At 37.3% G+C, this 24,951-nt stretch carries 21 protein-coding genes; 2 read left to right on the forward strand and 19 right to left on the reverse strand.

The genetic code is table 11. The features are described from left to right. Positions 1 to 52: 52 nt before the first annotated feature. The 18 genes from BUC02_RS13395 to BUC02_RS13480 form a co-directional block, all read right to left on the reverse strand. A complete protein-coding gene (locus tag BUC02_RS13395; RefSeq protein ID WP_073323340.1) occupies positions 53 to 343 on the reverse strand; it encodes an AlbA family DNA-binding domain-containing protein in 291 nt (96 codons plus the stop codon). Positions 344 to 590: 247 nt separating this feature from the next. Beyond that, positions 591 to 1,625: a hypothetical protein gene (locus tag BUC02_RS13400; protein WP_073323342.1), complete on the reverse strand. Its 1,035-nt coding sequence runs from the start codon at positions 1,623 to 1,625 to the stop codon at positions 591 to 593. Between the two features lie 49 nt (positions 1,626 to 1,674). Then, positions 1,675 to 2,247 carry a hypothetical protein gene (locus BUC02_RS13405; protein WP_073323344.1) on the reverse strand — a complete coding sequence of 191 codons (573 nt, stop codon included), beginning with the start codon at positions 2,245 to 2,247 and terminating at the stop codon, positions 1,675 to 1,677. A 1-nt stretch (position 2,248) separates the two neighbouring features. Next, positions 2,249 to 2,557, reverse strand: coding sequence for an STAS-like domain-containing protein (locus BUC02_RS13410; protein WP_175549874.1), 309 nt, complete (start codon positions 2,555 to 2,557; stop codon positions 2,249 to 2,251). A gap of 5 nt (positions 2,558 to 2,562) precedes the next feature. Continuing rightward, on the reverse strand, positions 2,563 to 3,414 hold the full coding sequence (locus tag BUC02_RS13415; protein ID WP_073323348.1) for a hypothetical protein: 852 nt from the start codon (positions 3,412 to 3,414) through the stop codon (positions 2,563 to 2,565). 43 nt (positions 3,415 to 3,457) lie between these two features. Next, entirely contained in the window at positions 3,458 to 3,841 is a 384-nt protein-coding gene (locus BUC02_RS13420; RefSeq protein ID WP_139261172.1) for a tetratricopeptide repeat protein, read from the reverse strand. Next, complete coding sequence (locus tag BUC02_RS13425; RefSeq protein WP_139261174.1) at positions 3,834 to 5,033, reverse strand: hypothetical protein; 1,200 nt, start codon at positions 5,031 to 5,033, stop codon at positions 3,834 to 3,836. The genes BUC02_RS13420 and BUC02_RS13425 overlap by 8 nt, the downstream gene beginning before the upstream one ends. Positions 5,034 to 5,047: 14 nt before the next feature. Next, a complete protein-coding gene (locus BUC02_RS13430) occupies positions 5,048 to 5,839 on the reverse strand; it encodes a DUF4393 domain-containing protein (protein WP_083564605.1) in 792 nt (263 codons plus the stop codon). A gap of 88 nt (positions 5,840 to 5,927) precedes the next feature. After that, positions 5,928 to 9,740: an ATP-binding protein gene (locus BUC02_RS13435; RefSeq protein WP_073323354.1), complete on the reverse strand. Its 3,813-nt coding sequence runs from the start codon at positions 9,738 to 9,740 to the stop codon at positions 5,928 to 5,930. A 131-nt stretch (positions 9,741 to 9,871) separates the two neighbouring features. Continuing rightward, a complete protein-coding gene (locus BUC02_RS13440; RefSeq protein ID WP_073323356.1) occupies positions 9,872 to 11,008 on the reverse strand; it encodes a hypothetical protein in 1,137 nt (378 codons plus the stop codon). A 9-nt stretch (positions 11,009 to 11,017) separates the two neighbouring features. Beyond that, positions 11,018 to 13,201, reverse strand: a complete 2,184-nt coding sequence (locus tag BUC02_RS13445) for an AAA family ATPase (protein ID WP_073323358.1) — start codon at positions 13,199 to 13,201, stop codon at positions 11,018 to 11,020. Further along, positions 13,201 to 14,232, reverse strand: a complete 1,032-nt coding sequence (locus BUC02_RS13450) for a UvrD-helicase domain-containing protein (RefSeq protein ID WP_073323360.1) — start codon at positions 14,230 to 14,232, stop codon at positions 13,201 to 13,203. The genes BUC02_RS13445 and BUC02_RS13450 overlap by 1 nt, the downstream gene beginning before the upstream one ends. Continuing rightward, positions 14,217 to 15,761, reverse strand: coding sequence for an ATP-dependent nuclease (locus BUC02_RS13455; protein WP_073323362.1), 1,545 nt, complete (start codon positions 15,759 to 15,761; stop codon positions 14,217 to 14,219). The genes BUC02_RS13450 and BUC02_RS13455 overlap by 16 nt, the downstream gene beginning before the upstream one ends. 10 nt (positions 15,762 to 15,771) lie before the next feature. Further along, positions 15,772 to 16,560, reverse strand: coding sequence for a hypothetical protein (locus BUC02_RS13460; protein ID WP_073323364.1), 789 nt, complete (start codon positions 16,558 to 16,560; stop codon positions 15,772 to 15,774). Continuing rightward, positions 16,551 to 17,864, reverse strand: coding sequence for a phospholipase D family protein (locus tag BUC02_RS13465; RefSeq protein WP_073323367.1), 1,314 nt, complete (start codon positions 17,862 to 17,864; stop codon positions 16,551 to 16,553). The genes BUC02_RS13460 and BUC02_RS13465 overlap by 10 nt, the downstream gene beginning before the upstream one ends. Next, complete coding sequence (locus BUC02_RS13470) at positions 17,864 to 19,036, reverse strand: restriction endonuclease subunit S (RefSeq protein WP_073323369.1); 1,173 nt, start codon at positions 19,034 to 19,036, stop codon at positions 17,864 to 17,866. The genes BUC02_RS13465 and BUC02_RS13470 overlap by 1 nt, the downstream gene beginning before the upstream one ends. Beyond that, positions 19,033 to 20,406: an RNA-binding domain-containing protein gene (locus BUC02_RS13475; RefSeq protein WP_073323371.1), complete on the reverse strand. Its 1,374-nt coding sequence runs from the start codon at positions 20,404 to 20,406 to the stop codon at positions 19,033 to 19,035. The genes BUC02_RS13470 and BUC02_RS13475 overlap by 4 nt, the downstream gene beginning before the upstream one ends. A gap of 81 nt (positions 20,407 to 20,487) precedes the next feature. After that, a complete protein-coding gene (locus BUC02_RS13480; RefSeq protein ID WP_073323457.1) occupies positions 20,488 to 22,077 on the reverse strand; it encodes a type I restriction-modification system subunit M in 1,590 nt (529 codons plus the stop codon). A gap of 255 nt (positions 22,078 to 22,332) precedes the next feature. On the opposite strand from BUC02_RS13480, the gene BUC02_RS13485 reads away from it, so the two are divergent. Next, entirely contained in the window at positions 22,333 to 23,664 is a 1,332-nt protein-coding gene (locus tag BUC02_RS13485; RefSeq protein ID WP_073323373.1) for an ATP-binding protein, read from the forward strand. A gap of 114 nt (positions 23,665 to 23,778) precedes the next feature. Further along, the gene (locus BUC02_RS13490; RefSeq protein ID WP_073323375.1) at positions 23,779 to 24,183 is read left to right on the forward strand and encodes a cupin domain-containing protein; all 405 of its coding nucleotides are present in this window, start codon (positions 23,779 to 23,781) and stop codon (positions 24,181 to 24,183) included. An 80-nt stretch (positions 24,184 to 24,263) separates the two neighbouring features. On the opposite strand, the gene BUC02_RS13495 is transcribed toward BUC02_RS13490, so the two are convergent. Continuing rightward, complete coding sequence (locus BUC02_RS13495; RefSeq protein ID WP_073323377.1) at positions 24,264 to 24,899, reverse strand: helix-turn-helix domain-containing protein; 636 nt, start codon at positions 24,897 to 24,899, stop codon at positions 24,264 to 24,266. Between the last annotated feature and the right edge of the window lie 52 nt (positions 24,900 to 24,951).

Here is a 24,951-nt window from a genome sequence, read left to right on the forward strand (position 1 = left end):
TGTGTTTGATTTGTGGTTATTTCAAATCTAAAAATTGGAACATCCTATTTTTTTACCCCCTTAGCGGAATTTGCGAAAGAAAATATACGTTACCATTTTTGTTGTCTTTTTCCTCCGTCACGACTTCAAAGAGTCCGATAGCATTCGGCTTGATATTGTTCAAGATCCTATCCGCTACTTGACGCTGCACATGGTCTATGTCCTTTACTCCATATACAGAGCCATCGTCATTGACTCCAATATAGATGTGCCCTCCAGTAGAATTCAAAAAAGCGATTGCAGAACGTTCGAAAGTTTCGGACAATTCACGCTTGTATTCAACAAGATGATTTTCGCTGTTCATTGCGCCTCCATTGGGTAGTTGAGGCGTCCCTTTATTCCGGAAACCCAGAATAAAAAAAGACGCGGTTCTCCATTTGACAGAGAACCACGTGCAGCTTTAATGTACCTAATATCTAAAAAGCTGGCAAGGGACCTAAGGAAATTTTACAATCACCCATCCGTTTCAAGGAAGTCCTTTTCAAGCAAAAGATACTGCTTCCAAAAAATTTTGGAGAATTGTTGAGGTGTCATAATTATCGCATTTGTCACTATCCTATATAGTGGTCCCTATGTCGAAGAAATTCTTCTTTCATCATAAAATCTGTAACTATAAGAATTTTAAAAAAATCATATTTTCGCATAATTTGCATAATTCTATTTTTTCTAGAAGACTCAATGAATGACTCAACACTAAATTCAAACATTAAAAAAACAATTTTTTTTTCAAATACGGGCAACATACCAACAAAATTTTGTCCTTTGACTTTCTTTTCGTGCTCATCAAATATTTTATTTGAATCAATTTGCTCAAGAACAAAAAACATATGATCGAATAGATGCAAAAATAGATAGCCATAGTAAATTATTAACCTGTTGAGAGCCTCTTTTGAAATGGCCTTTTTGTTTTCTTCAGAAAGATAATTATCGAGTATTTTTATTTCTATTTCTTCTGCATTATAACGATTAGAAATCAACAACTGAACATAATCACCTTTATTTTTCTTGTTAATACGTCTTTGCGCTCCAGCAAAATCAATATCCACAAAATCTTTATCTGTAAGCATTGCTTCAAAGAAGAGATTTAATACCCAATGAAGATACATTTGCGCATAAAGAGTATAAAGAGCTTCACAACCTTCTCTCAAAATATTTTCATTATGACGTGTCTTGCTTGATAAAACCATTTTTTCATCATCAGTTACTGAAAAATTAAATGATTCTTGAATGTTTCCTTCATACAGTTTTACAGAATTTATCAAAATCCAATGTTGAGAGGCTAAATCGTTTATTTGTCTATGATTTTCCTGCTTATTAACTTTTTCATTTGCTAGCCACTGCATATAGAAAGCTGCAAAAGTTATAATAGCAGCAGCTATTGCAATAATTGGGTTCATTATGCCAAAAGTATCACCTATATAGCCCGTCTTATCACTAAAAGTAATAGGTCCAAATTTCGAGAAAGGGAAAAAGGTTGGCCAATTTCCGACAAACAACCATGGCGCGAAAAGTGAGAAAAGAATAATTCCCAATGATATCGCCAAAAGAATCTTTGGCGAACAAATGTAATCAATGATTTTTTTCATTTTTGATACCTAAATAAAAAAGGGGCTGCGCCCCTACAAAAAAGAAAAACTAGTTTTCTCGTGTTCGATACATCGTATCATTCGCCGTCAAAATATTCAAGTCTTTAAACACAGGGGCGTTAAAATCTCGATCCTCTGTAACAAGAACGCACTCATTTTGTATGGACACATGCGCAAATAGGGAATCATTAAAATCAAACGCATCAAAATACGGAAAATAATTTTCTTTTTTATATACCGAAAAGGAATCATCTACAAGCCTACAAAAAGAAGTAATATCATTCATTTCTTCTTTTATCGCTTGTATACAATCGCGACAATCAGCAGATATACGAAAATGTGCTTTATATTCCTTTCCTCTATTTTCAGGCTTTATTTTCCAAATTTTATTGTAATAGTCATGAAGAACTCGGTTGAAATATTCTGACAAGGCAAAGCTCGTTACAAGTAATTCGAGTTTTTGCTTTTTTGCCTCTTCAAAAAAATGCAAATATTTCTTTTGGCGATTCTCGTTATTTATTGATGTATTTACACTTGCGAATACACAAAAGAGAAAATTTGTATCTAAAAGATATTTCCTTTTAGACACATCAATATCCGGAAGCAAGCGAACATTTGCCAAATCAATGCTCTCCTTTAAATTTTTCTTTGGCCACGCTTACTACAAGGTTGAATTTTGAGGTTTGATTTTCAGGAATTTTAAGAATGACAAATTCCTTAATTTGTTCTAAACTAAAATTTGCGAAAAGACGTCCAATTGCAATGTTCAGAAACGCTGTTGGGCAAACATTTATTTCTGAAAAATCTATGGTTATCTTTTTTTTGTTTCTTATAGAGTCTTCCGCCTTTGAATAGATTTGTTCGGCATAATCAGGTGCAAAAGCAGACTCTCCACCAACGAGTTTTTTTACGTTTAGGATTTCTTCACTCATGATTGTTACCATTCAAAGTTAACGGTTGATCGGTTTTCATCGGTTTTTATGTATTGTTTCGTATCTTTCAAATTGAATACCAAATTTACAAATGTTCCTGGGAAAAAAACACCAATATCTTCGTAGCAAGGGACGTTACCACGTCTATATAAAGCGCCATTGCCTGAAATTAGCAAAAATTCTCCCTCGTTTTTCTCTACAAACTCCGTAATCACAGACAGACCTAGACCGCCGGTGTCATCTTTTTTCGTTGTGTTCCCCCTCACCATAGCCCATTTTATAGCCTCTTTTGACGAAAGATTTTCACGCAAATATTCGTTTACATTTTCTTGGAATGTTTTTCCTATGTTGACTATAGTTAGGTGAAACATGTTTTCAGTTTGATCCCATCTTCCGCATGCGTAAACCCTATCACATTCTGTATGAATAAAGGCATTCGAAAAGAATTCTAATATCGCATCTTGAAGTAAATTTTTCACTTGTTCTGATATAGTAGGAACATGTTCAGTAAGCAAAATGTAATGTTGTATGTAATCTAATACATTTTGATTTTGTGTGTTGTAATCATTCTTTTCTATCTCAAAATAAGGGATAACATTTTTTCCGATATTCTTTTCACATTCTGCTTCGGGACACAACGCTCTAATAAATAAATTATTCTTAAACTTGGTAGGGGATTCGGAATCAATTTTAATTACAACCAATTCTCCTTTATGAAACGCCCCTAAAACAGCACATAAATTTTCATCCATATTCGAAAATTGCGACAAACAAATATCATCATTGTGACTAGACGCTATTATTTCAAGAATTCTTTGGATTCCTTGAATGTTTGATTTAATAACTTCTCTTTCCATACCTGCTTCTTATTTTCTTTAATAATTTAATTAATTCAATACACTATTTTTCAATTCTATCAATCACAGCCTGCAATGGGCCTGATATTTTGCCATTTTCAAGTCTAATCGCTTCATTGACGCAAATATGAGCCTTTCCATATTCTCTCATATCGGCATAAGCAGCAGCCACAGTGGTCAAGAAAACCGATGTAATATACTCTCTTCCGAATTTTTGTTTTACATCGGTTGCTAAGTCAATAACGTTTGACGGATTACCTATCTGCCTATAGCACCGCCCCATCATCGGGAGAATAGATTTGAACTTGGATTTATTTTCATCCGTTACGAGCTTGAGAGCGTCTTCATAGCAGACAACAGCTTTCTTGTAGTCGTCTTTTTTATAGGCTTCATCACCTTCATTCAACAATCGTTCAAAATCATCCATTTTCTCGTTCCTCGCTATATTCATTCAACTTCAACACAAGTATTTCACCTGATTGACTGATTCTCTTGCAAAAGTCATAAAATTTATGCGAATACGAAACGACTTCTTCTGAGGATGCGGTCATATGATGCGCAACCTGCTGACGGTAATCAGAGCATTCTTTCAATAAATCCGATAAATCAGTTGCTCCACACAGTTTGCTTTCAAGCAATTTCAACATTTGCCGAGGAGTAATCTCTGGATGTTTTTTATTTTTATCTGAGGAAGTAAAATCTGATTCTGAAACTATTTTTCTCTGCAACATCCAAACCTTTAAGTTTTTTCCATCAATGTTCCCATTGGCAAATAATTTATCCAATTCTGAACATGAATCACAAAAAGACTTGAATGTATTTTCAATCGGAGGCACCACAGATTCATTTTGAAACCGTTTAAAAACAGTTACTCCAACAGCCTCATTTATCTTTCTTAGAAGCGTAAACACCTCTGATATGGGGTCCACATAATCCGCAAATTCTCCATATATCTGACTTTTAATAAATTGCTGATACGCTTGATCTTTTTCGTATTCTAAAAATTTTCCGCTTTTAATTTCATATGAAGCCCAATATTTTTGATCATTATCCGACATATCAGCAAGATCCTTATAAAAGGCTCCCACAACGATATTTCCATCTTCCAATTTTCTTTTAGAATAACGAACCCAAATATACGGAATTTCTTCCCCACGCGAAAGAACTGATCCTCCTGATTCGGTATCTTCACATTCGTATTTTTCTGGATGATCAAAATATTTACGAAGAACTTCTTCTTCAAAATAAATAGGGCACATTTGACCGGCGCCTAATTTTAGACATTTTGTATACTCAGGAATATTTTGCCGATGCAATCCAAACTTCTCATAAAAAGTAGCCAATACTCTTGAAGATGGGAAAAATATATGTGTTATTTCTTCTTTTGATTCCAATGGTTCCGAAACATTCTTTAGATTAAAATGAACCACGGCCAATTTTACATTCCTATTCAATGTACCGTATCCTAGTTCATTAAAGGACTCAAATATACGCATGGCAGCTTCATTTGTAATTTGGAAACGCTCCGCCAAATCCAAAGCAGAAATACCTGCTGGATTATCAAACCACTTCTTTGAGCAATACTCTAAGATTTCAGAGGGCGCAATCGTCCTTTCCAAACTTCCTCCACACATTAAACTCGGGTGCAAGCCTCGATGAACATCCTTCCAAATGGAGTTACGCTGTAAAAACTCCTAGTCAGCATTGCGTCCTTGTACTTTGAAGGAACATTTTGTTCTCCGGCCAAATCGATTCTTTGAAACGCCATAATTTCAGCATAGAGGCGTTCATCGACCTTTTCTTTTGGATAAGAATCTTTCAAAATACCCATGCTTTCCAGATTTGATAAATAAGCCAGCTCATTTTTTGGATATTGCAATGTAACGTATTTTTGAATAGCTGTCACATGTTTAAGTATTGGGACATATGTATCACCAAGAATTCCATCAAAATCGCAATACAGAATGTCATTTGACTTTTGCATGGCATTCAATATACAGGCCTCATCCGGGGACAATCGCTCAATCATTGAGACAAAAGAAGGGTGAGCTAAATTAGCTCTCTCTTCATTAGAAGCGTTTGTGAGCAAATTGGTAAACAATCTTGCAATTTCATCATTCGTTGTATATGTCAATTTGTCTAAAATTGGCGTTCCCAGTTCAGGAGAAACTTCAGCTCTTTTCTCTTCTGGGATTGACTCTAATTTTTCCTTATACTCGTTCAATCTTTTGGCAAAAAGAAGTTTGGCTTTCTCATTAACCAACTTTAAAGGAAGAAGTATCGTAGAAGACAATTCTAATACCGTTCCAAGAGCTTGGCCGACAGCTTTTACTCCAGGTTGAGCCAAATCCGTATATACCTGAGGAAGGATTGTTTTTGCGCAATCAGTTAATACATTTTGAATTTCTGGAGGAATATTACTCATTTTCACTTTCCATTTTGAAGACAAGAAGGGGCACCTTTTTATAGAATTTAATCGTCACAAACTCATCCGTTTCAAGGGAATCATATAATTACTCGCCACGCAATTCTTTTGCGCGTTGTTCCTCATCTTTAAGCAATCTTTCTGCAAAATCTAATTTCCATTGCCAATATTCTTTTCGTTCAGGAAGCGATTCTTCTTCAAGCATCTTCCTAAAGTGATTGACGTCATCGTAGAATTTCTTTGATACATAGCCATATGCACAAGTATAAACTTCAGTACCTTTCCAAGAAAGCATTGACCACATTTGATGTCTTTCCTTTTTGGGCAACCTTTTAGCATACTTGCAAACTTCTGCAGAAATTTCATTCCATGCCGGCGAATCATCTTTTAAATAGCCGGCAATTCCTGCAAAACGTTTCTTTTCGTCATCTGATTGTGCTGAAATAAATTCTTGTACGACGATTTTCCCTAAGCATCTGTTTTCAGGATCTATTCTTACAATTTCTCTTTCTATTCTATAAGGGGCATCTTCACAAAGAATCATTTTTATAATTTCGGAATATGCAGTTTGTTCATCAAAATCAAAAGTTGAATTCACAAAATAAGACAAAGAGAACCGATCATCAAAATAAAATCCTGCTTTTTTTCGTTGTTCAAATATTTTTAGCAACCATTGTATGTTTTTCAAAGATGAGAACAAAGATTTCATTTCATCGAAGTAACATAAGGAATCTTCAAACGCACTCAAATCTTGGATTAAAGCAATTTTATCTACAAGCCAATTAGCACTTTTTCCATTCCAAATAAAAGGTATGCTATTCCATTTTCGAGCCGATGCTTGGATATTTTGAATCAAAATTTCTAGATATTCAATTTTTACAGTTTCAGCCCAATTTATCCATAAAGTATCTATTTCTGAAAAAAACATCTCCCCTAAATACAAGGTAAAATTCGCCGCAGTTCTTGCAAATGACTCTGTATTTTTGTCATCTACATATTCAACTAGCAAATCATAACTTTGCTTAGAGTATATCAGACTATTTGATATGCAACGATATAAAAGCTCCTCTTTATTAAGACCATGATTTAATATTATTTTAATCAAAGCAATTTCATTATGAGCAGCCTTGGCCTTAGGAAAATATCCAACCAAAAGGCCATAGTAGAATTCCTTAAAACTTTTATTTTCGCATCGTGCTGCTATTTTTTCAGACAACAACAGAATGTGATTATCTTCCGTCACTAATTCGCCAAATTTGACAGCAATTGTTCGAATCTTGTAGTCTTTTTGATAATCATAGTATGCTAATTTTTCAATAAAGCATACAATTTCATCGATATCTTTATTTAAAAGTCTTGTTTGAACTAAATTATCTGCCATTTTGTCATCATCACGATAATCCGCATGCAGATACTCTACAATTTCCTTATCAGATTTTTCTACACAATACGCCTTTTCACATTTGTCAGCATATTCAAAGAGAGGAGATTCTTTACTGTATTTCAAGATCCAATCCCAAATATGTTCTCGCACAAGATTTCTCTTGAAGGATTGTAAGCCAAATCCGTCTGAAATAAACAACTCAACCCATTGCAAATTTTTTGACAAGAAGCTGTTTATTACAGATTCGTCATTATCATTTGTCTTTGGATATCGAAGTAATCCACCAAATAATTGACCATAACTCTCAATTAAAATACTTGAAAGTGATTCGTTTAAATCAAATTCAGTCAAAACTCTTTGAATTTCATCAATCCATTTAAAGGAACGTGATATATGAGAAATGCTAAAATATCCTCTACCAACAGTGATTACTCCTGCATAATAAACACTTGAATTGTATTCAACTTTGAAGCATCCCCTCAATAATTCTTTCAATATCGGTAAATCATCTTGCGAGAATATCTTGTTTCTTATTTGCATAAAATAGCCTGACAAGAAATCTTCAACTATTTCTATATACTTATCACGTAAACTTCCTTCAAAAATTGGTCTGAGAAAATCCTCTAAAGCATTTACGTATCGATTAGAAAAAGCTTTTTGCTTGTATAAAGTAAAAATTAGACTTAAACATTTAGCTTTTGACGAAAAATCATCACAATTATACAAGCAAACAGAAAGGACGTTTTTAACACTTTCAAAATAGTCTTGCCTTACATATTTATCTACACTTTCTGTAAAACAACAATCATTTAGTTGTGCATCAACAATAGCAAGAATTTCATCAGGCCTATTAGAAGACATTTTTTCAACAACAGACCATAATCTTGAATGATTTTCTAAAGGTTCCGTTTTAAATTTCTCTGCAACAGACTCTACAAATTTTCCTAAAACATCTATTTCGTCTTCATTATTTTCAACTCGTGATAATGATTCTACAACATTTTCTATATTCGGAATTTCATTTGCGATTAATTCATCAACAACAGATTCCCCCCAATTCGAAAGCTGTTGATTAAACAGCAAACGTTCTTTCAGAATACCTTCTCTTATCACATCCGGGCAAATAGAGTAAACTTTGTCCTCATATCCAAATCTCTGCATTAACCCGACATCAACCATCAACTGATATGTTTTCAATAAAACTGTTTGGTCAATACCCGCTTTCTTGCAAATAAATTCAACAACATTAGTTTGATTAAAAGATATTTGTCTATATAAAGAACTCCATTTTAAAAGAATTTCATATTGTTCATTTGATAGCGGAATTTCTGATAGCGATGGTCCCATTGATTCACTATATATTTTCCGAATATTAGCCGCTTTATCCTCAAACAATCTGCCTAACTTTCCATTTTGCAGAACAATCAGTTTAATCGCAAGAGAAATCCATAACGGAATTCCTTGAGATACTTCACATATACCATGTGTAGCCCGATCTTTATCATCAAATTTTATCTTTCGACTCTTCTCAATCGCATTAAGCAAATTTGAAGTCAAATTTCTTCGATTTTCGAAATTTAACCTTGATAAGACTGTTGGTTCCATCCGAATGAAATCATATCGAGGTTGTTTGATCTCAAGAATTGTCCTTGCGTTTGCATTTCTTTCTGAAAAAACAACTTTCCAATTCTGCATTCCACCCGTAGTTAAATCAGTAATTATTCTGTTTAATAAGCAAACATCACCCAATTCATCAATAAACAAAATGGAAGGTCTTTCTAAAACAACTCTTTTGTTCCAAGACTGGGTTGTCTTCAAAACATCAGACACACCAAAATAAACATTCCATCTTTCATAATCAACCAATTTAGCGCATTCTGCTAAGAATCTAGATTTTCCCATTCCTCCAGGACCAGAAATGCTCCAAATTTTCTTATCAGATTCCAGAAAATCTTTGAATAATTGCAATTCTTTTTCACGACCAACGCATTCAACATCAAAGGATTCCGGCAAATACTCTTTCTGGCTCTTTGCCTGAAATTCATTTTTCAAAAGAAAACATCGTGATTCATTTTCAAGAAAATCCTGCTTGACTTCTGGATATTTTTCAAGGAGTTTCCAAATTTGAGGCCAATTCCATATTTCAATTTCTAGATCACCGCAATCACATTTTTTAATAGCGGCATTCCATTTTTCATTATCATTTGGATTTTCTTCAACATTTGTAAAGAGAACCCATTTTTTCACAGGCTTCCAATAGTCAAGTTTTTCCCTATAATCCTTGATTTTGGACATTTCACTCTTTAAATCTGCAATACAGTTCTCAATTGAACATTGCGCATGGAACTTGGCTTGATATACAGTTTCTCCATCTCCGCTAATGGCGTCAATACCATTATCCTTGCCGGGACGAGAATATGCAATACATTGAGAATCCTCAAAAAGCAACAAAAGTTGCATCATTGATTCCCAAGATGATCCATCAAATTTTGAATTGTACTGAGCGAAATCTGACATAAATAATCTTATTTGAAACTAGGCTTTTCCGTTTTTACAGAATTTAATTATCCAAAATACACCCATTTCAAGGAAGTCCTTTTCAAGCAGAAGATACTGCTTCCAGAAAATTTTGGTGAATTGCTGGGGAGTCATGGAGCAGCCTTCATTTCTTCTGCTGTTTTATCTAATTGTTCAATAATATCCTCTTTGAATTTTCGTAAAATATATTGACAATCCTCGTCAACAAGAGGAAGTCCTAATATTAGTTTTCTAAAATACTCTGGAATCATTAAATCATCAATCCCATCAATATTAAAATACTTGTACAATTCTTTGCATTTATTAGTACCATAATATTTATAACGCTTTAATAAATCAACAAGTTCGATTTTATGATTATTATATATGCCTTTTATAAAAAACATTGTATTTGACTTTTTTATTTTATTCCGGATTTTTTTTCGCCCTTTTAACTTTAATTTAATATCAATATCATTAATATTGTTTAATCGTCCAATATTTGCATTGTCACTCAAATTTAATTTGAACTTACCATTATCTCCAAATTCTTCCTCATACGGATAAATAATCTCTCGAAGTTTTTCTCCCTTTCCATGATTACAAGGAAGACATGATGGGATAAAATTGTACAAATAGCATGACAAATAAGGGTAAGAACTTTGTGGAAAAAAATGGTCTATTTCAGCTAAAAAGCGTTTTTTCCCATACTTCAAATTTGTTGTAAAGACATATTCTCTATTGCAATAAGGACATACATTTATGTTTAATTTCTCAATTAATATTTCTTTTCCCCATTGACATTTTTGGTCTTCTTGAAATTTTATGTACCATGGCGCTGTTTCAGGTGGCGTTCGAAAATCTGAATAACCAAAAACTTTTTGTAACCGCTCTATTTTCTCATTTGCCGCAGCCTGCACAGGAGTTAATGCGACGTTCCTTTTTTTGGGGAAAAACTTCATTTTTCCATATCTATTTTTCTGTACGTTTAAATTGTATAAACCTTTCTTAGTTACATCATCAGGTCCAACAACAAGTTCTTTCAATCTTTGTTTAAATAATTCATCGACCTCTTCAGCTGACAAATTACTCATTTCATTCTTAGTCGCATACTTTATATGAGTTTTTATATATTGATAATATGTATACGTTTTATAAGGATCCCATGAGCATTTTTTTGTCATACATCTTTTTAGAAACCACTCCCAATGAATGGATTCCAAACTATTCCTTAAAATATCATCTTCTAAAAGTTTAATCTTTATCATTAGTTACCCCTATTTTATTAAACTTTTAAGAACGACATCACCTATATTATCAAACACACATTTTTTTTCTATCTCATATAATTTAGTTTCTTCCTTTGTAAGATGCTTATTTGTAACAGGGTTAATCCCTTTTTTTATTTTAATCAAACGTTTTATTTTTTCCTCTGCAAAAGCTCCAATAGTACTATCCATAAAGAATGAATCGTATAGCATTTCCCCAATATTCCCACCAAAAGTTTTCATTTTTTTCTCTTTTTGAGAGCCATCTTCAAGAAACAGCACTTTAGACAAGGGTATATCCGATAAGATAAATGGAGAATGCGTTATCAAAATTATGTTCAGAGAACATAATTCAGTTATTTTTCTCTTTTCAATCATCTGAAGCAATGTATTTACAATGTTTCGCTGATATTCAGGATGAAAACTAAGCTCAATTTCATCAAAAACCAAATTTATGTTTCTGTACTCAACGCGTTTATTTTCTGAAGCGCCTTCATTAGCTTTTTGAACAGATATAAGATTTAAAACATGGTACAAATGCGTTGATAGATTCTGATACATTTGCTGCTCCCCAGAACTAATCAATCTAAAATCAATAGGATCATTATTCGGAATTTTTTCATCTTTAAAATAAATACTTTTATCGAATATCGGTGGTGGCAAATGTTTAATTATATCATTTAATTCACTCGACGAATCTAAGTCAAATAATTCTAAATAGTTTAACAAATTAAAGTTTTCCCGACATAACGATTCAATTTGAGAATCCTCTTTTTTTAAAAACTCAATAGCACGATGGACCTTCAATGTTATATGGGAGCTATCTTCACCAATTTGTCTAAGAAAATCATTTCGTTCCTGATCGGTGAGATCAACATGATCTTCTATCAATTCACCTGTTTTATTCTTAAGACTGAAATTTTTATATTTTTCATAATTTGAATATCTTAAAACAATTGAGGCAAGTTTTTTGTACAAATAAAGCAGACAATATTTTTTTTCTTTGGGCGACTCCAGATTTATCTTTATATTCCATTTTTCAACAAGCGGTTTAAAAAAAACATTATTGTTTAAATCGGATTCAATAAACGCATTAAGGAAATCAATATTATCTAGATTTACCATTCTTACTTTTTGAACCGTTTCCCAAATAGTTTCATTAGAATGTTTAATGACATCTTCCGGCTTTGATTTAAATGTTTCACACAAAGGATCGTTCTTAAAGAATTCTAATGGTATGATATTTGCATAATATTGAGCTATTTTTGTTATACGATCTTTTTTTAAATTATATTCAATCTTATCCAAAGAATATTTTTCATCAATTTTATCATTTTTTACAAGCATTGCGACTAGTCTATCTTTAGACAATTCTTGTTCTACTTGCATATTAATAACACCATTTGACCGATACGGATTTAAAACAACAGGACGAATATACCCATCATTTTTATGGAAGATGCTATTAATCCAACAACCTTCCGAAATTGACTCAATAGAGCCTTCTTTGTAATTCAACAATTTTCCTCTATAATTTTCCGATATAAATGATTGCAATGAATAGTTTGTTACAATTGTATAAAAAAAAGATTTTACCAATTCAATTTTTTTCGCATCATTTTCATCATCAATATCATTCTCTTCTAATGAGAATACATCGTCGTCATATATCCCCTCAACAATTGATTTCTGATTTGATAAATCAAACAAATCAACCGTTTTTTCATCGCACCTTAAGACAATCTCTATACTTTGTTCATCCTCAGCATCTTGTTTTTCAATGGTAAAATAAATATTGACGAACAAATCTGGTATAAAATATATCGGATCAGCACCAGGTCGGTCCTTTCCTCGTTCAAACATAAACGCAAAATTATTTATCGCCATGTACATCAGATCCATCAGCGAGCTCTTTCCACAGCCATTTTTTCCGACAACAGCTTGAATATTTATCTTTTTTCCGTAGAATATTTTTGGGTCTAAGAAATGATTTTCATTGCGCTCTGGAAGCTCATTTCGATTGTGCTTGTAAAAATCATTAAAGAAAAATCTTTTTTTCGCACTCAAGGTTACATCAAGGGTTCCTGCAGAATTTTTAAAATCATCATCAGACAAGAGTCTTTTATAAATATGTTGACTATCTTTATATTTTTGATATGGTGCAGTAATTTCTAAACAATTAATGCTGAACATTATTTGGCTCCTTTTTGACTTTTTAATTTAGCTTCCGCAACAAGATACAAATGACGCTTTGTCCTTGTACATGCTACATAAAATTTATTTCTAGTCGATTCAACCATTTTATCTAACTGATTGTTTTTATAAAGTTTATGTACAGTGTTATTCATCACTACACACACATCCTCAAAATCATCTAGTCCCTTGGATGCGCCCCAATTCATAGAAAAACAGTCGTATTGACTCGAATTTTGATAAAACAGCTTTGGAATAGAGTTGTTTTTTACAACTGCTTCTATTTCCTCATCTGCAGATAAATATATTATACAACCATCTTTTGAGGATGTAGAAGCAATCGAAATCCCCAAGTTTTTTGTTACAAAATCACACACTGCTTTAGGGCATCTATAGCTATTCTTCAGACTAGTTTCATCAACAGTTAAAGTTGTTTCTGTCCAATTTTTCTTGTAATTCTTTATACTATTTTTATATAGTCCAGTGTTCTTATTTCCGTCATGGCTCGTTTCAAAAGTATGTTGATAAAAATCGCCCACGAAAAGAACATCTCTATCTTGGGGAATTATAGATTTAACAAAATCAAAATCGTAACCACCTAAATCTTGAACTTCATCAATATAAAAACAATCATAATAGCGGTTTATACGAGCTTTTATCGATTCACATGCATTCAGACATAATTTAGCAATACGATTATGATATAAATAAGAGCTACTCGTTATATAATGAGCTCGGCTTGTATTATTATACCGAGTCTGAAAAGGAGGATCCTTCCATGTTACACCTTTTTCTCTTAGAATATGATGAAAAAAAGGCTTATAACAAAAATTCACTAGAAATGAAAAATAGGTTCTTACTGATATATTTTGTGGTAAATAACCAAATTTTCTACAAATCCTGTCTTTCAAATTTTTGCAATTATTATTCGTGTATGTAACAATAAGAAACCGTTTTTCTAAATCAAGACGGTCTATCAAATATCGAGTTTTCCCAGAACCAGCAACAGCTAATATTAAGCGCTGATCCATAATAGCGCATCCTGAATATATTTAGGAACAGTAATGTCATCAGCCGATTTGGCCAATTCAAATGCGGCATCAGCTTTATTACTCAACATATACTCTTGTACAGTTAATTTTTTTCGACCTGGCAAAAACAATTTATCACAAAGTTGCTTATTATCCCCATAAATGCAAACTTCAAATGTGTATCGATTATTATCGGTATCTGTAAAAATCTGAATAGTATCGGAAATATACTCTGCATATTTATCAGTTATATTCTCTTCAATATTTTTATCATTATCAGTAATTACAGCTACCTTTATTCCCAAAATCCTTGCAATGTCAAGATACCTCTTAAAGCACAAACCATCAACAGATAATGTTCCAATATTCGATTCTTTTAAAGTCTTTTTAATCGTTGTATTAAACATCTTATCCATTAAAATATATTCAGCATCACCTTCAACTAAAATAATTTTTGAAGACAAAACAAACTGCAACATTTTATTATCAGGAGCTTTAAGAAAGAAATCCGATGTATCTTGAGATACCCTTTGTAAGGGAGTAACGATTTCAGAGCCGCTATTTAGCAAAAAACATTTTCTTAAATCAAGTCTTGTACATATTAAATCACTATGAGTAGAAATAAACAATTGATTTGTTGACGCTTTTATTTTTTCTATGAGTTTTAATGTATTTGTATAGCTAAGATGGTTTTCCGGCTCTTCCATCAAAACAATATCAGTGTTTTCATTTTTTGACAATGCCAAATCTGTCTTTATAAAGCATTGAGCCCCCGTCCCTTTGTCCTCTAAGGATATTCCATTTTCAGATATAGACAAATCAGTTTCTAAATTATTCCTAGTTGAATTTTTTAGAGAGAATGAACAGTTTTCCCTGTTTAACAAATAATCCTTCAAAATACTTTTGACAAAAGAGTCCTTATGCGAACGATATTTCTGTTTTAGCTCAACTTGTTTTTGCGGCTCAAGCGATGCCTCAAATATCGAATGAACATATTCGTTCATCGCATAAGCACTTCCGATATTTGAATTGTCAACAAAAAGACTCTTTACGATTCTTTCTCGACGATTATACGGATTTCCATCAAATTTTTCAAATTTAATTTCATAGTAATCATAAGGGATTTCTGCCTCTCCGGAAGCAAGAGATTCCACGATTTCTTTTGAAAAACGATCATTTGCATGACACCACAAACGAATGCCTGAACAATAGAGCTGTTTTGAATTAGTTTTTCCTGTAATACCCTCTAAATCATCTGATAAATATAATTCAACAACAATCTCGGGAAGTTTTTCATAGCTACGCTCATTAGAATTGAATTTTTCTACAGCGGCAGAATTCATTAAACGATTAATCCCAATTTCTTCAATTCTAGATACACTTCCTCGAATAACTAAATCGATAGCTTGTAAAATGGTACTTTTGCCAGATTCATTATCGCCGACAAAAATATTGACATCTTTATTAAAATCCAGATCTAACGATTCGAATTTCTTAAAATTTTTTAGTAGAATTTTCTTTATATACATAAAAGCTTTCCTATTTACCTAGCAATTTTACAACTCCACCCATTCGTTCTGAATTCAGTAAATTTTGTGATTGTGCAATAACATCATTAAAATCACTTAAAATGATTGGAGAATATGGCCCCCCAAGAAATACACTTTCAAAATTCTTTGAAAACTTAGACAAATCTTCCGCAAGAAATAAATGAAATACAGTTCCGTATAAGATCATTTTTCTATGTGAGACCTTATCAACTCGACCCATATTCTTGTAATTCATAATAACTTGGTCAAAAAATTCCTTTTCCCACACCAATTTTTCCACATAAATCGGATAACGAGTCCATTCTATTTCAGTATCTTCTAAACAAATTTTTCTAAACTTTTCTTCGTATGGTCCCAAATATATTTTTGCGAAAGGACAATCTTCTGTTACTTGACTTAACCGCCAAAAAATAGAGATGATTGCTTTATGAATTTTATTAAAATCATAATTCTCTACAACATATATACGACCTTTAGACTGAGGCATTTCCTTAAAATGGTCAGAATTTTTTTCTTGAAGGTCTTTAAGAAACCACTTTAATTCCATTTCATAATTTGAAAATTTTCCTTCACATTCTTTGCACAATAAAGGTATTTTTACACCATTTTGTACAATACTGTATTTATTTTCGGATACGACTACCTCCCTTCGCTTTTCATCATTCACTGGTCTATATACAAATTTCGGAATAATATGAGATTCGCATAATTCTTTTTCTTGAAGGCACAGCTTACAAATAGGCATAACTTTTGTCCTTTTAGAATCTTTTATTCCCATTCCATATTAGCTTTTGTTTTTAATGTAGTCCAATTCTTTTTCTGATAGTCTTTTTCAAAATATTCCCAAATCTTTTTTGCAATCCCTTTATACTTTCTCGAATCTACATTTTCCCAAAAAGAGTTATAAAATTCTTCTGCCGCACAACGATCATCCCAAAAATATGGAATTGGCGTAATAAGAAAGCCCCTTGCAATAGAGTTTTTCCTATTATCAATATATTTTATCTGCCTGGTAATAAATGTCTTAATATCCTTGGCAATCTCAGTCTTCTGAGTATCAGAAATATAAACAGGTTGCTCTCCATTTTTTATAGACGCATAGAATTTTTCCAAGAATTCTTGGAATGGTTTTGAATCTACATCTATTTTCATCAAACCAGCTTTGACGTTTTCGATTTGATCGGTTTTCTTCTTTATTTCCCCGTCATCGCATACATTCAAAATATCGTGATGTTTTCCATAAGGAAGCCAATATCCAAAACATGTTTCAATACAATGATCTTTTATTCGCGCACCGCTTTTAATTTTAGTATTGATTTTAAAATTAAGATACTCTTTACTTGAGATATACTTTTCCAAATCTATACTTAATTCTGAATTCCTTGTTCCGTTTTCAACATCACTCTTTAATTCCTTTGCAATTTCCCTCAATTTTTCACCAGAATAATTAAGTTGAATCTGATTATTAGGTCTAAAAACGATATATCCCGCAGAAATAAAGGACATAAAATCACTAAAAGAATTGTCATTTACACAAAAGTCTGTAAACCTGTCAATGTCAATAGATTGCTCTATCAGTTTTTTTATATAAGATTTTATTTGTTGCTTTGCACCTACATCTTCTACGTCAACAAGAACTTCTTCATTATTACTGAACCCATTTTCACTTAAATTGGCACTTCCAACCAAACAATTTGCACCATCAGCTCTTTCATTTTCTGCATAGTATATTTTTGAATGAAGTAATGGAAATTTTGAACATACATATATTTTTTTATTTCTATTTTTTTCAATCTTTTTTAAATCTTTAATTATTTCCTCAATTTTTTCCTGCGAATGACCTAAAGCACTTATAATAATATGAACTTTCCTTCCGTCTAGCGAATCCAATAAAGTCTGTATAGAATTAATTGAATAGTAACAGGAAACGATATAAATATTGTGTGATTTGACCTTCCCGTGCACATTTTTCATTTTATCACATAAAAGAGACAATGACAAAAATGATTCTTCATTCTTTCGCTGCACCTCACCATCTTCATTTTCCTCTAAGAAATGTTCAAATTTTGTATTATAAAACATTACACCCCCATTTTGGAGAGGAGAAGGGCTTGCATTGATTTTAATGAAATGTTTTCACGCATTTTCAGGCGAATAGAATCGCTCAGTACGGCAGACTGATGAGAGAAATCATCCATTGTTTCTTTATCGGCGAGAACAACGGGAATTCGCTCAATATTGTAGAGAGGAAGCTTGCTTTGGACTCCGCCAACTATTCCCTCGTTTATCGCATCAATTCCTTTTGGGGATGTTAACAATGCATAGAGATAATAAGACGAAACACCTTGTAAATTAACTAGCTTGACGCAATTCTCTGTTAAGTTTGCATTGTCCAAAGTTTCATCAACAATGTTAACATTGCCAATCGTTCCGACAATGGAAATAATCACATCACCTGCATTAACGATATAACGCTTAATTTCTTTTTGAACGTCATCTTCCACATATTGGAAATCATCATTCAACGAAACAAATCGTTCATCGCACATGTCAGCCACTCGAATATATGGGTGGCTATTTGGTGTATCTACAAGTTCCTCACCTTTGGGCAATCTCTTTCCGCCCTTAATCGAACACACTTCCCCTAGCGTTCCCATCCTCCACCCCTGCGGCAAATTGTTGGGGTCGATGTTGTCGACGAAGGTGTGGCGGTAGAGGGCCCCGGCGGTTTGTTCGAGGGTGGCGATGAGTTTCTTGTTGGTTTCGATGCGGGTGGCGAGGGTGTTGTATTCAGCGACGGTTTCGCACTGTTTTTCAATTGCGGGGACGGGCACCTGGACTTCGCACATTTCTTCCCAGTCAAAGACTTCGCGGGCGCTGCCGTGAGAATGGAAGCGGGCGTAGCGGTCAAATTCCGGGCGACGGAACCACATCATCAGATATTCGGGATCCAAGGCGTTCTTGTCAACAACTTCAAAAACGGTATAGGCCTGCGAAATGATGGCGTCGTCATATCCGTCCAACAAGGCGACTGAAATTTTATCGCCATTGCGAGACGTTACGGGACCATAAGCAAATTGTCCTTTGGTCACCACTTTATAGGCGGACAAATCTGTACCGACAATATTGGCGATAGAGGGCATAAATTCTTTCGTGATGCTCACGCCAAGTAACCGCGTCACTTTCAAGTCCCTGTTCCGCACATCTATGGGCCGTATGTAGTCTCCAAGCCGTTTCATATTCTGCCCTGTCATAGATTCTCCAAGTCTATCAAAACCATCCACGAGCCTTTTCTTGTCGTGCCTTCGTGCTTAATCGCGGGGACTTCAAGTTTACCTAGTTTGTTCAAATAATACTTGGTGGTATTCAAGTTCATTCCCAAGTATTTTGCAATTTGTCCCTGAGTTGCACGTGGATTGGCTACCAGATAATGCATAAGTTTAATTTCAATCGGCAAGTATTTTTGAGTCGATTGGGTGGCGGATTGGGTGGTCGATTGGGTGGCGGATTGGGTGGCCGCAGTCTCTTGCTTGGCAAAAAATGCAAGCATCACATCCCCGGGGTGCACAGTATATTCCGTCTTGACTCCATAATCCTTGCAAAGCCTGCACATGTTTTCGATGCCGCGCCCCCACGCTTCCACGTAGCCAGCCCTAAAAAACGCGTTTGCGATTTTGGGGTTGTATTGTTCCGAACGGTGCCGTTGCATCAATGTTTCGGCGGTCCAATTGGCCGGGAAAACGCAATCGTTGCTTATAAGGACTTCGTTCTCGTGTATGCGAATTTGAATCGGGACTCCGGACGAGTAATTCGAATGCATCAGGGCATTGTAAACGGCTTCGCGCATGGCATCCTTTGGAATGGGGTAGCGTTCCACCCGAATCAGGCCGTCGTAACTTATGCGTGCCTTGAAATACTTGAGGTAAATGAGTTCTACGACTCGATCAGCCTGAATGAACAACGAACCGTAAATTTCATCCTGGTATTGCAAATCGGGCCCATCGCCAAAAAAACCTATTTTTACGTATGCGCCGCCAAACCATTTTTCCGGCTTGCGGTGAAAAAGCAAGACTGCGGCGCGGGTCAATTTTCCATCTACAACCAGATTCAGGCTGTTCAACAGTTCTTCGTCCGTCATCGACAAATCTTGCGCAGTCATCCGGCCCGACTTTTTCGCCTCCCGGCGGAAGATGTCGAAGCTTTCCTTGTCCAAATCCCTAAAGCTGACTCCATCGACAGGGACCGCGTCCCATTTTGTTCCGGTCTTGTTCAGCAAAAACTGCGTGAGCGAAGCACCTTGCAAAAGCTGCTTTGTGCTCCCGGTCCGGTAATGATATTCGCCTTTGTAGTTTACGGGATATGTACTCGGAGAAACCGATATTTCGATGTATTCCTTGGAATCTACAGAAAGCAGGTTTACATCTACCAGCAAGCCCAACGCATCCCGTACTTTATTCGGGATATCTTCCATGAGCTTCTTGGCATTCTGCAACCCGACGACATGTCCCTTGTCATCTACGCCTACAAAAATCTTTCCACCTTGTGCATTAGCAAAACCGCATATCCACTTGATATACTCGTCTCGCCACGATTCCTTGTACTCGATATTTTGACTTTCGGGCATATCGTTCCTTAAAGGTTAATCATTTTGCCTTAATATACATTCGTCCGCTTTTGTATGCAATAGCGCCTGCTTTCCATCACGCTACAGTTCAAATCCCAGGTTCTTGAAGACTTTGGCGAGTTCCTTTTCGCTTTCTTTTTCGGCCTTGAGGAGGGTGCGCATTTCCGCTTGGAGTTCGCGCATCTTTTCGTCAAAGTTCACGGCCTCGTCGCGGTTCTTGAATTCGATGTACTTGCTCGGCACAAGCGACCAGTTTTTCGCTTCGATTTCCTTGAGGGTGGCGGTGGCGCAGTATTCGGGTTCGTCCTTGATTTTCTGCGTTTGCCACTTGTGGTAGGTGCCGCTGATTTTCGCGATGTCCTCGGCGCTGAACTGGGTGTATTTCTTTTCGAAGGGTTCGCCCATCTGGCGCAGGTCCATAAAGAGCACCTCGCCTTTGCGGTTACGGTACTTGCGCATGGCATCGCCGACCTTGACTTCGCGGGCGGTCTTGTTGTTGTTCAGAATCCAGAGCGTCACGCTGATGTCGGTGGAGTAGAACATGTTGCGGGGCAGAATGAGGATTGCCTCGACCTTGTCGTTCTGCAAAAGTTCCTTGCGGATTTGCTGTTCGTCGCCTTCGCCGCTGAGCGCGCCGTTGCTGAGCAAAAAGCCTGCCACGCCGTTTTCGGAGAGTTTCGAGAGAATGTTCAGAATCCAGCCGTAGTTGGCGTTGCTCGTGGGCGGCACGGTGTAGCCTTTCCAGCGCGGGTCATCGAGGAGTTCGTTTTCGGCACGCCACGATTTCTGGTTGAACGGCGGGTTCGCCATGATAAAGTCGGCCTTCAAATCCTTGTGCTGGTCTTCGGCGAAGGTGTCGGCGGGTTTGTCGCCTAGGTTTCCGGAGATGCCGCGGATGGCGAGGTTCATCTTTGCCAGTTTGTACGTGGTTCCGGTGTATTCCTGGCCATATACGGAGACTTCGCGCTTGTTGCCGTGATGCGCCTCGATAAACTTCATGCTCTGCACGAACATGCCGCCCGAACCGCAGCAGGGGTCGTAAATCTTGCCGCGGTAGGGTTCAATCATTTCGGCGATGAGTCCGACGATTGTCTTGGGCGTATAGAATTCACCCTTGCCCTTGCCTTCGGCGATGGCGAACTTCCCGAGGAAATATTCATAGACTCGGCCAACGACATCCTGTTCCTTGTCCTTGATGGTGTCGATGCCGTCGATGTCGCTGATGAGCGCCGCGAGTTTTGCGGTGTCGAGTTGCAGGCGCGAGAAATAGTTGTCGGGGAGCGCCCCGCGCAACGCCTTGTTCTTCTTTTCGATGTTCGCAAGCGCGGTATCGATCAGGAGCGCAATGTCGCTTTGGCGGGCATGCTCGATGATAAAGCTCCAGCGGGAAGTTTCTTCCAGGTAAAAGACGTTGTCCTTGTTGTAGAACTCGGGCATTTCCACGTATTTCTGGCGGCCGGCGGCGATGAGCTTTTCGCGCTGTTCCTCGAACTTGTCGCTTGCAAACTTGAGGAAGATAAGCGAAAGCACCACGTGCTTGTATTCGGCGGGTTCCACGCTGCCGCGCAACTTATTCGCAGACTCCCAGAGGGAGGCCTCTACGGACTTTTCGGGGACGGATTTCTTTTTTGCGGGCGCAGACTGCGCAGAAGTTGACTTTGTTCTAGGCATGCCGGAAATATATAATAATGGAATGACAATGGAGTGACAGGAGAGGGGAAAATTCAAGGATATCCCAACTGTCGCAAATTTTGCGATAGTTCAAAACTGCCCTTTTTACCGAAATTTCGCCAATTTTCACAATTCACCATCAATTTCATTGAAAAATCTATAATTTTTAACAGATTTTATGTTGAAATATCTATAATTTTAGGGTATATTTATGTTGAAAAATCTATAATTTTTGGATAAAAACGGCGAGGAAGCATGTTCAAACGCAAGGCATATGACAAATTGAAGGAGTGGAAACAGACTTACTCCGGGCGGTATGCCTGCCTCCTGGAGGGGGCGCGGCGCGTGGGCAAATCCACCATCGCCGAGGAGTTCGCCAAGAACGAATACGAATCCTACATCCGGATTGACTTCGCCAATGTCACGGACGAGCTGCTGGATGTCTTTCGCGATATTTCCAAGCCGGACCTGTTCTTTTTGCGCCTCCAGGCAGAAACAGGCGTGAACCTCAAGGAACGTAAGTCCGCGATTATCTTCGACGAAATCCAGTTGCAGCCCAAGGTGCGCCAGGCAATCAAATACCTTGTTCAAGATGGCCGCTACGACTACATCGAAACAGGGTCGCTCATATCCATCAAAAAGAACATCCAGGGAATCGTCATCCCTTCCGAGGAGCACAAGATTAACGTCTATCCCATGGATTACGAGGAATTCATGTGGGCTATTGGCAAAGATCCCGCGGTGATACGCGAAATCTACAAGGCCAAGACACCCATCGGGAACGCCACCAACAGAAGCCTGATGCGCGACTTTCGGCTTTACATGGCTGTCGGCGGCATGCCGCAAGCGGTTGATGCATACATCCGTAAAGAAAACTTCGAGGTCATCGACGGCATCAAGCGGAAAATCAACGACCTGTATTTTGACGACTTGAAAAAACTGGACCCGACGGGACGTTTATCCAATATCTACAAGGCAATCCCGAGCCAGCTCGCGCTGAAGAAAAAGAACTTCGTCATCACCGCGGCGACGGGCAAGCAGAAAACGCCAAAAGACGAGGAACGCTTTTTTGAACTGATGGATTCAAAGACGGTGCTCGCCTGCTACCACGTGAGTAATCCGGCCTCGGCTCTCGCACAGACAAAGGATTTGGACAAGTTCAAGCTCTACACCGCCGATACTGGACTTTTCATTTCGCTGATGTTTGACAACTCGAAACAGACCAACGAGATTTACAAGAAACTTCTGAGCGACAAGCTGGATGCCGATTTAGGTTACTTGTACGAAAATGTCGCGGCCCAGATTATAGCTTCAAGCGACAGGGAGCTGTATTACCACACCTGGCAAAAAGAAAAAAGCACGCATTACTACGAGATAGACTTTCTGCTATCGCACAGCCACAAGGTTGTCCCTGTTGAAATCAAGTCATCAGCGGCGCGGAACCACGAATCCATCGACCAGTTCGCCAAAAAATATTCCAGAAAAGTTTACCGCAGAATCCTCTTCTCGCAAAAAGACGTGGATCACATCGGGACACTACAACTCAAGCCACTGTATATGCTGCCGTTTGCGATTGAAGAGATGTAGGTATTTCCGCAATTTTGTCCAATTTTTCCATGCACCCCTTCGTATAGATTTCGGGCATCACCGCGGCGCAGTTTGCAAAGGTCGCGGACGAAACACTATCATAGGAGTAAAATCATGGAAAAAGCTAATCTCGGTAACGATATTTATGAAAAATTCAACGAGGGCGAGCTCAGGCTCTCGGGCAAAACGGTCGCTTTCAAAGGTATCGCGTGGTCCAAGCACCCGACTTTCGAGGGGGTAGAACTCAAGCATATCATTACCGCAAAAGATACCGGCGGCACGTTCAGCTATCACTTGGTGAGAATTGCGCCGAACAAGAGCATCAAAACGCACATTCACGAAACCCAGCTCGAAACGCACGAGGTTATCGCAGGGAGCGGCATTTGCACCAATGACGGCGCCAAGCTCGAATACGTTCCGGGCGTCATCTCGATTATGCCGGCGAAGGTCCCGCACCAGGTAGACGCTGGCGACCAGGGGCTTTATCTGTTCGCGAAGTTCATGCCGGCGCTTTGTTAAGGAGATCCCCGCTTACGCGGGGATGACAGAAAAAGTAATGCTAAGAGATTGCGTCGCCCTTACGGTCTCGCAATGACATATTAGTCATCTGTCTTCACGGCGCGTTTATATTCCTTCGGGCTCAAGCCGACAACTTTTTTAAAGCAGCGGTCCATGTGGCTTTGGTCGTAAAATCCAGCGTCAAAGGTCACCTCGGCCGCGGGCCTTTCTTCGAGCAGTTTTTGCGCCTTGCGGACTTTGCACTGCATCTGGAACTGATGCGGCGTGAGTCCGAAGGCCTTTTTGAATTCGCGTATCATGTGGAACGGGCTGATGCATGCATCATGCGCCATTTGTTCTATCAGGTAAATGTTTTCGGGATTTTCAAGGATGCTTTTTTGCAATTCATCTAACCGCGCGACTAAACTTTCATAATCCCGCGCGCAGTCCTCAGCTACAATCTCGTCGGCCTCTAAAGCGGTACACAGCACCGCCATCGAATAGCATTCGTCGCCGACAGTTTTGATTTCGTGCAACGTATTCGGTGGAATTTGGAACCGTTCTCCGGCGCCATAAATTTTCGCCTCGCCGTTCAGCACAATGCAAACACGACCCTCTTCAATATAGCCGACGGTCATGTGGGCGGTATGCGTATGCGGCGGGTAAGACTTGCGCCATTCCTTGTAACGCACGCATTCAATCCGGTCATTCTTTTTGCTGTACGAAATCTCGCTCATTTTCTACCTAGCAAGGCAACCGCAAATTAGCTATTTTTGGCACATCGTCAAC

Origin of the sequence: Fibrobacter sp. UWOV1 (assembly GCF_900142495.1) — a bacterium.
Lineage (GTDB): Bacteria > Fibrobacterota > Fibrobacteria > Fibrobacterales > Fibrobacteraceae > Fibrobacter.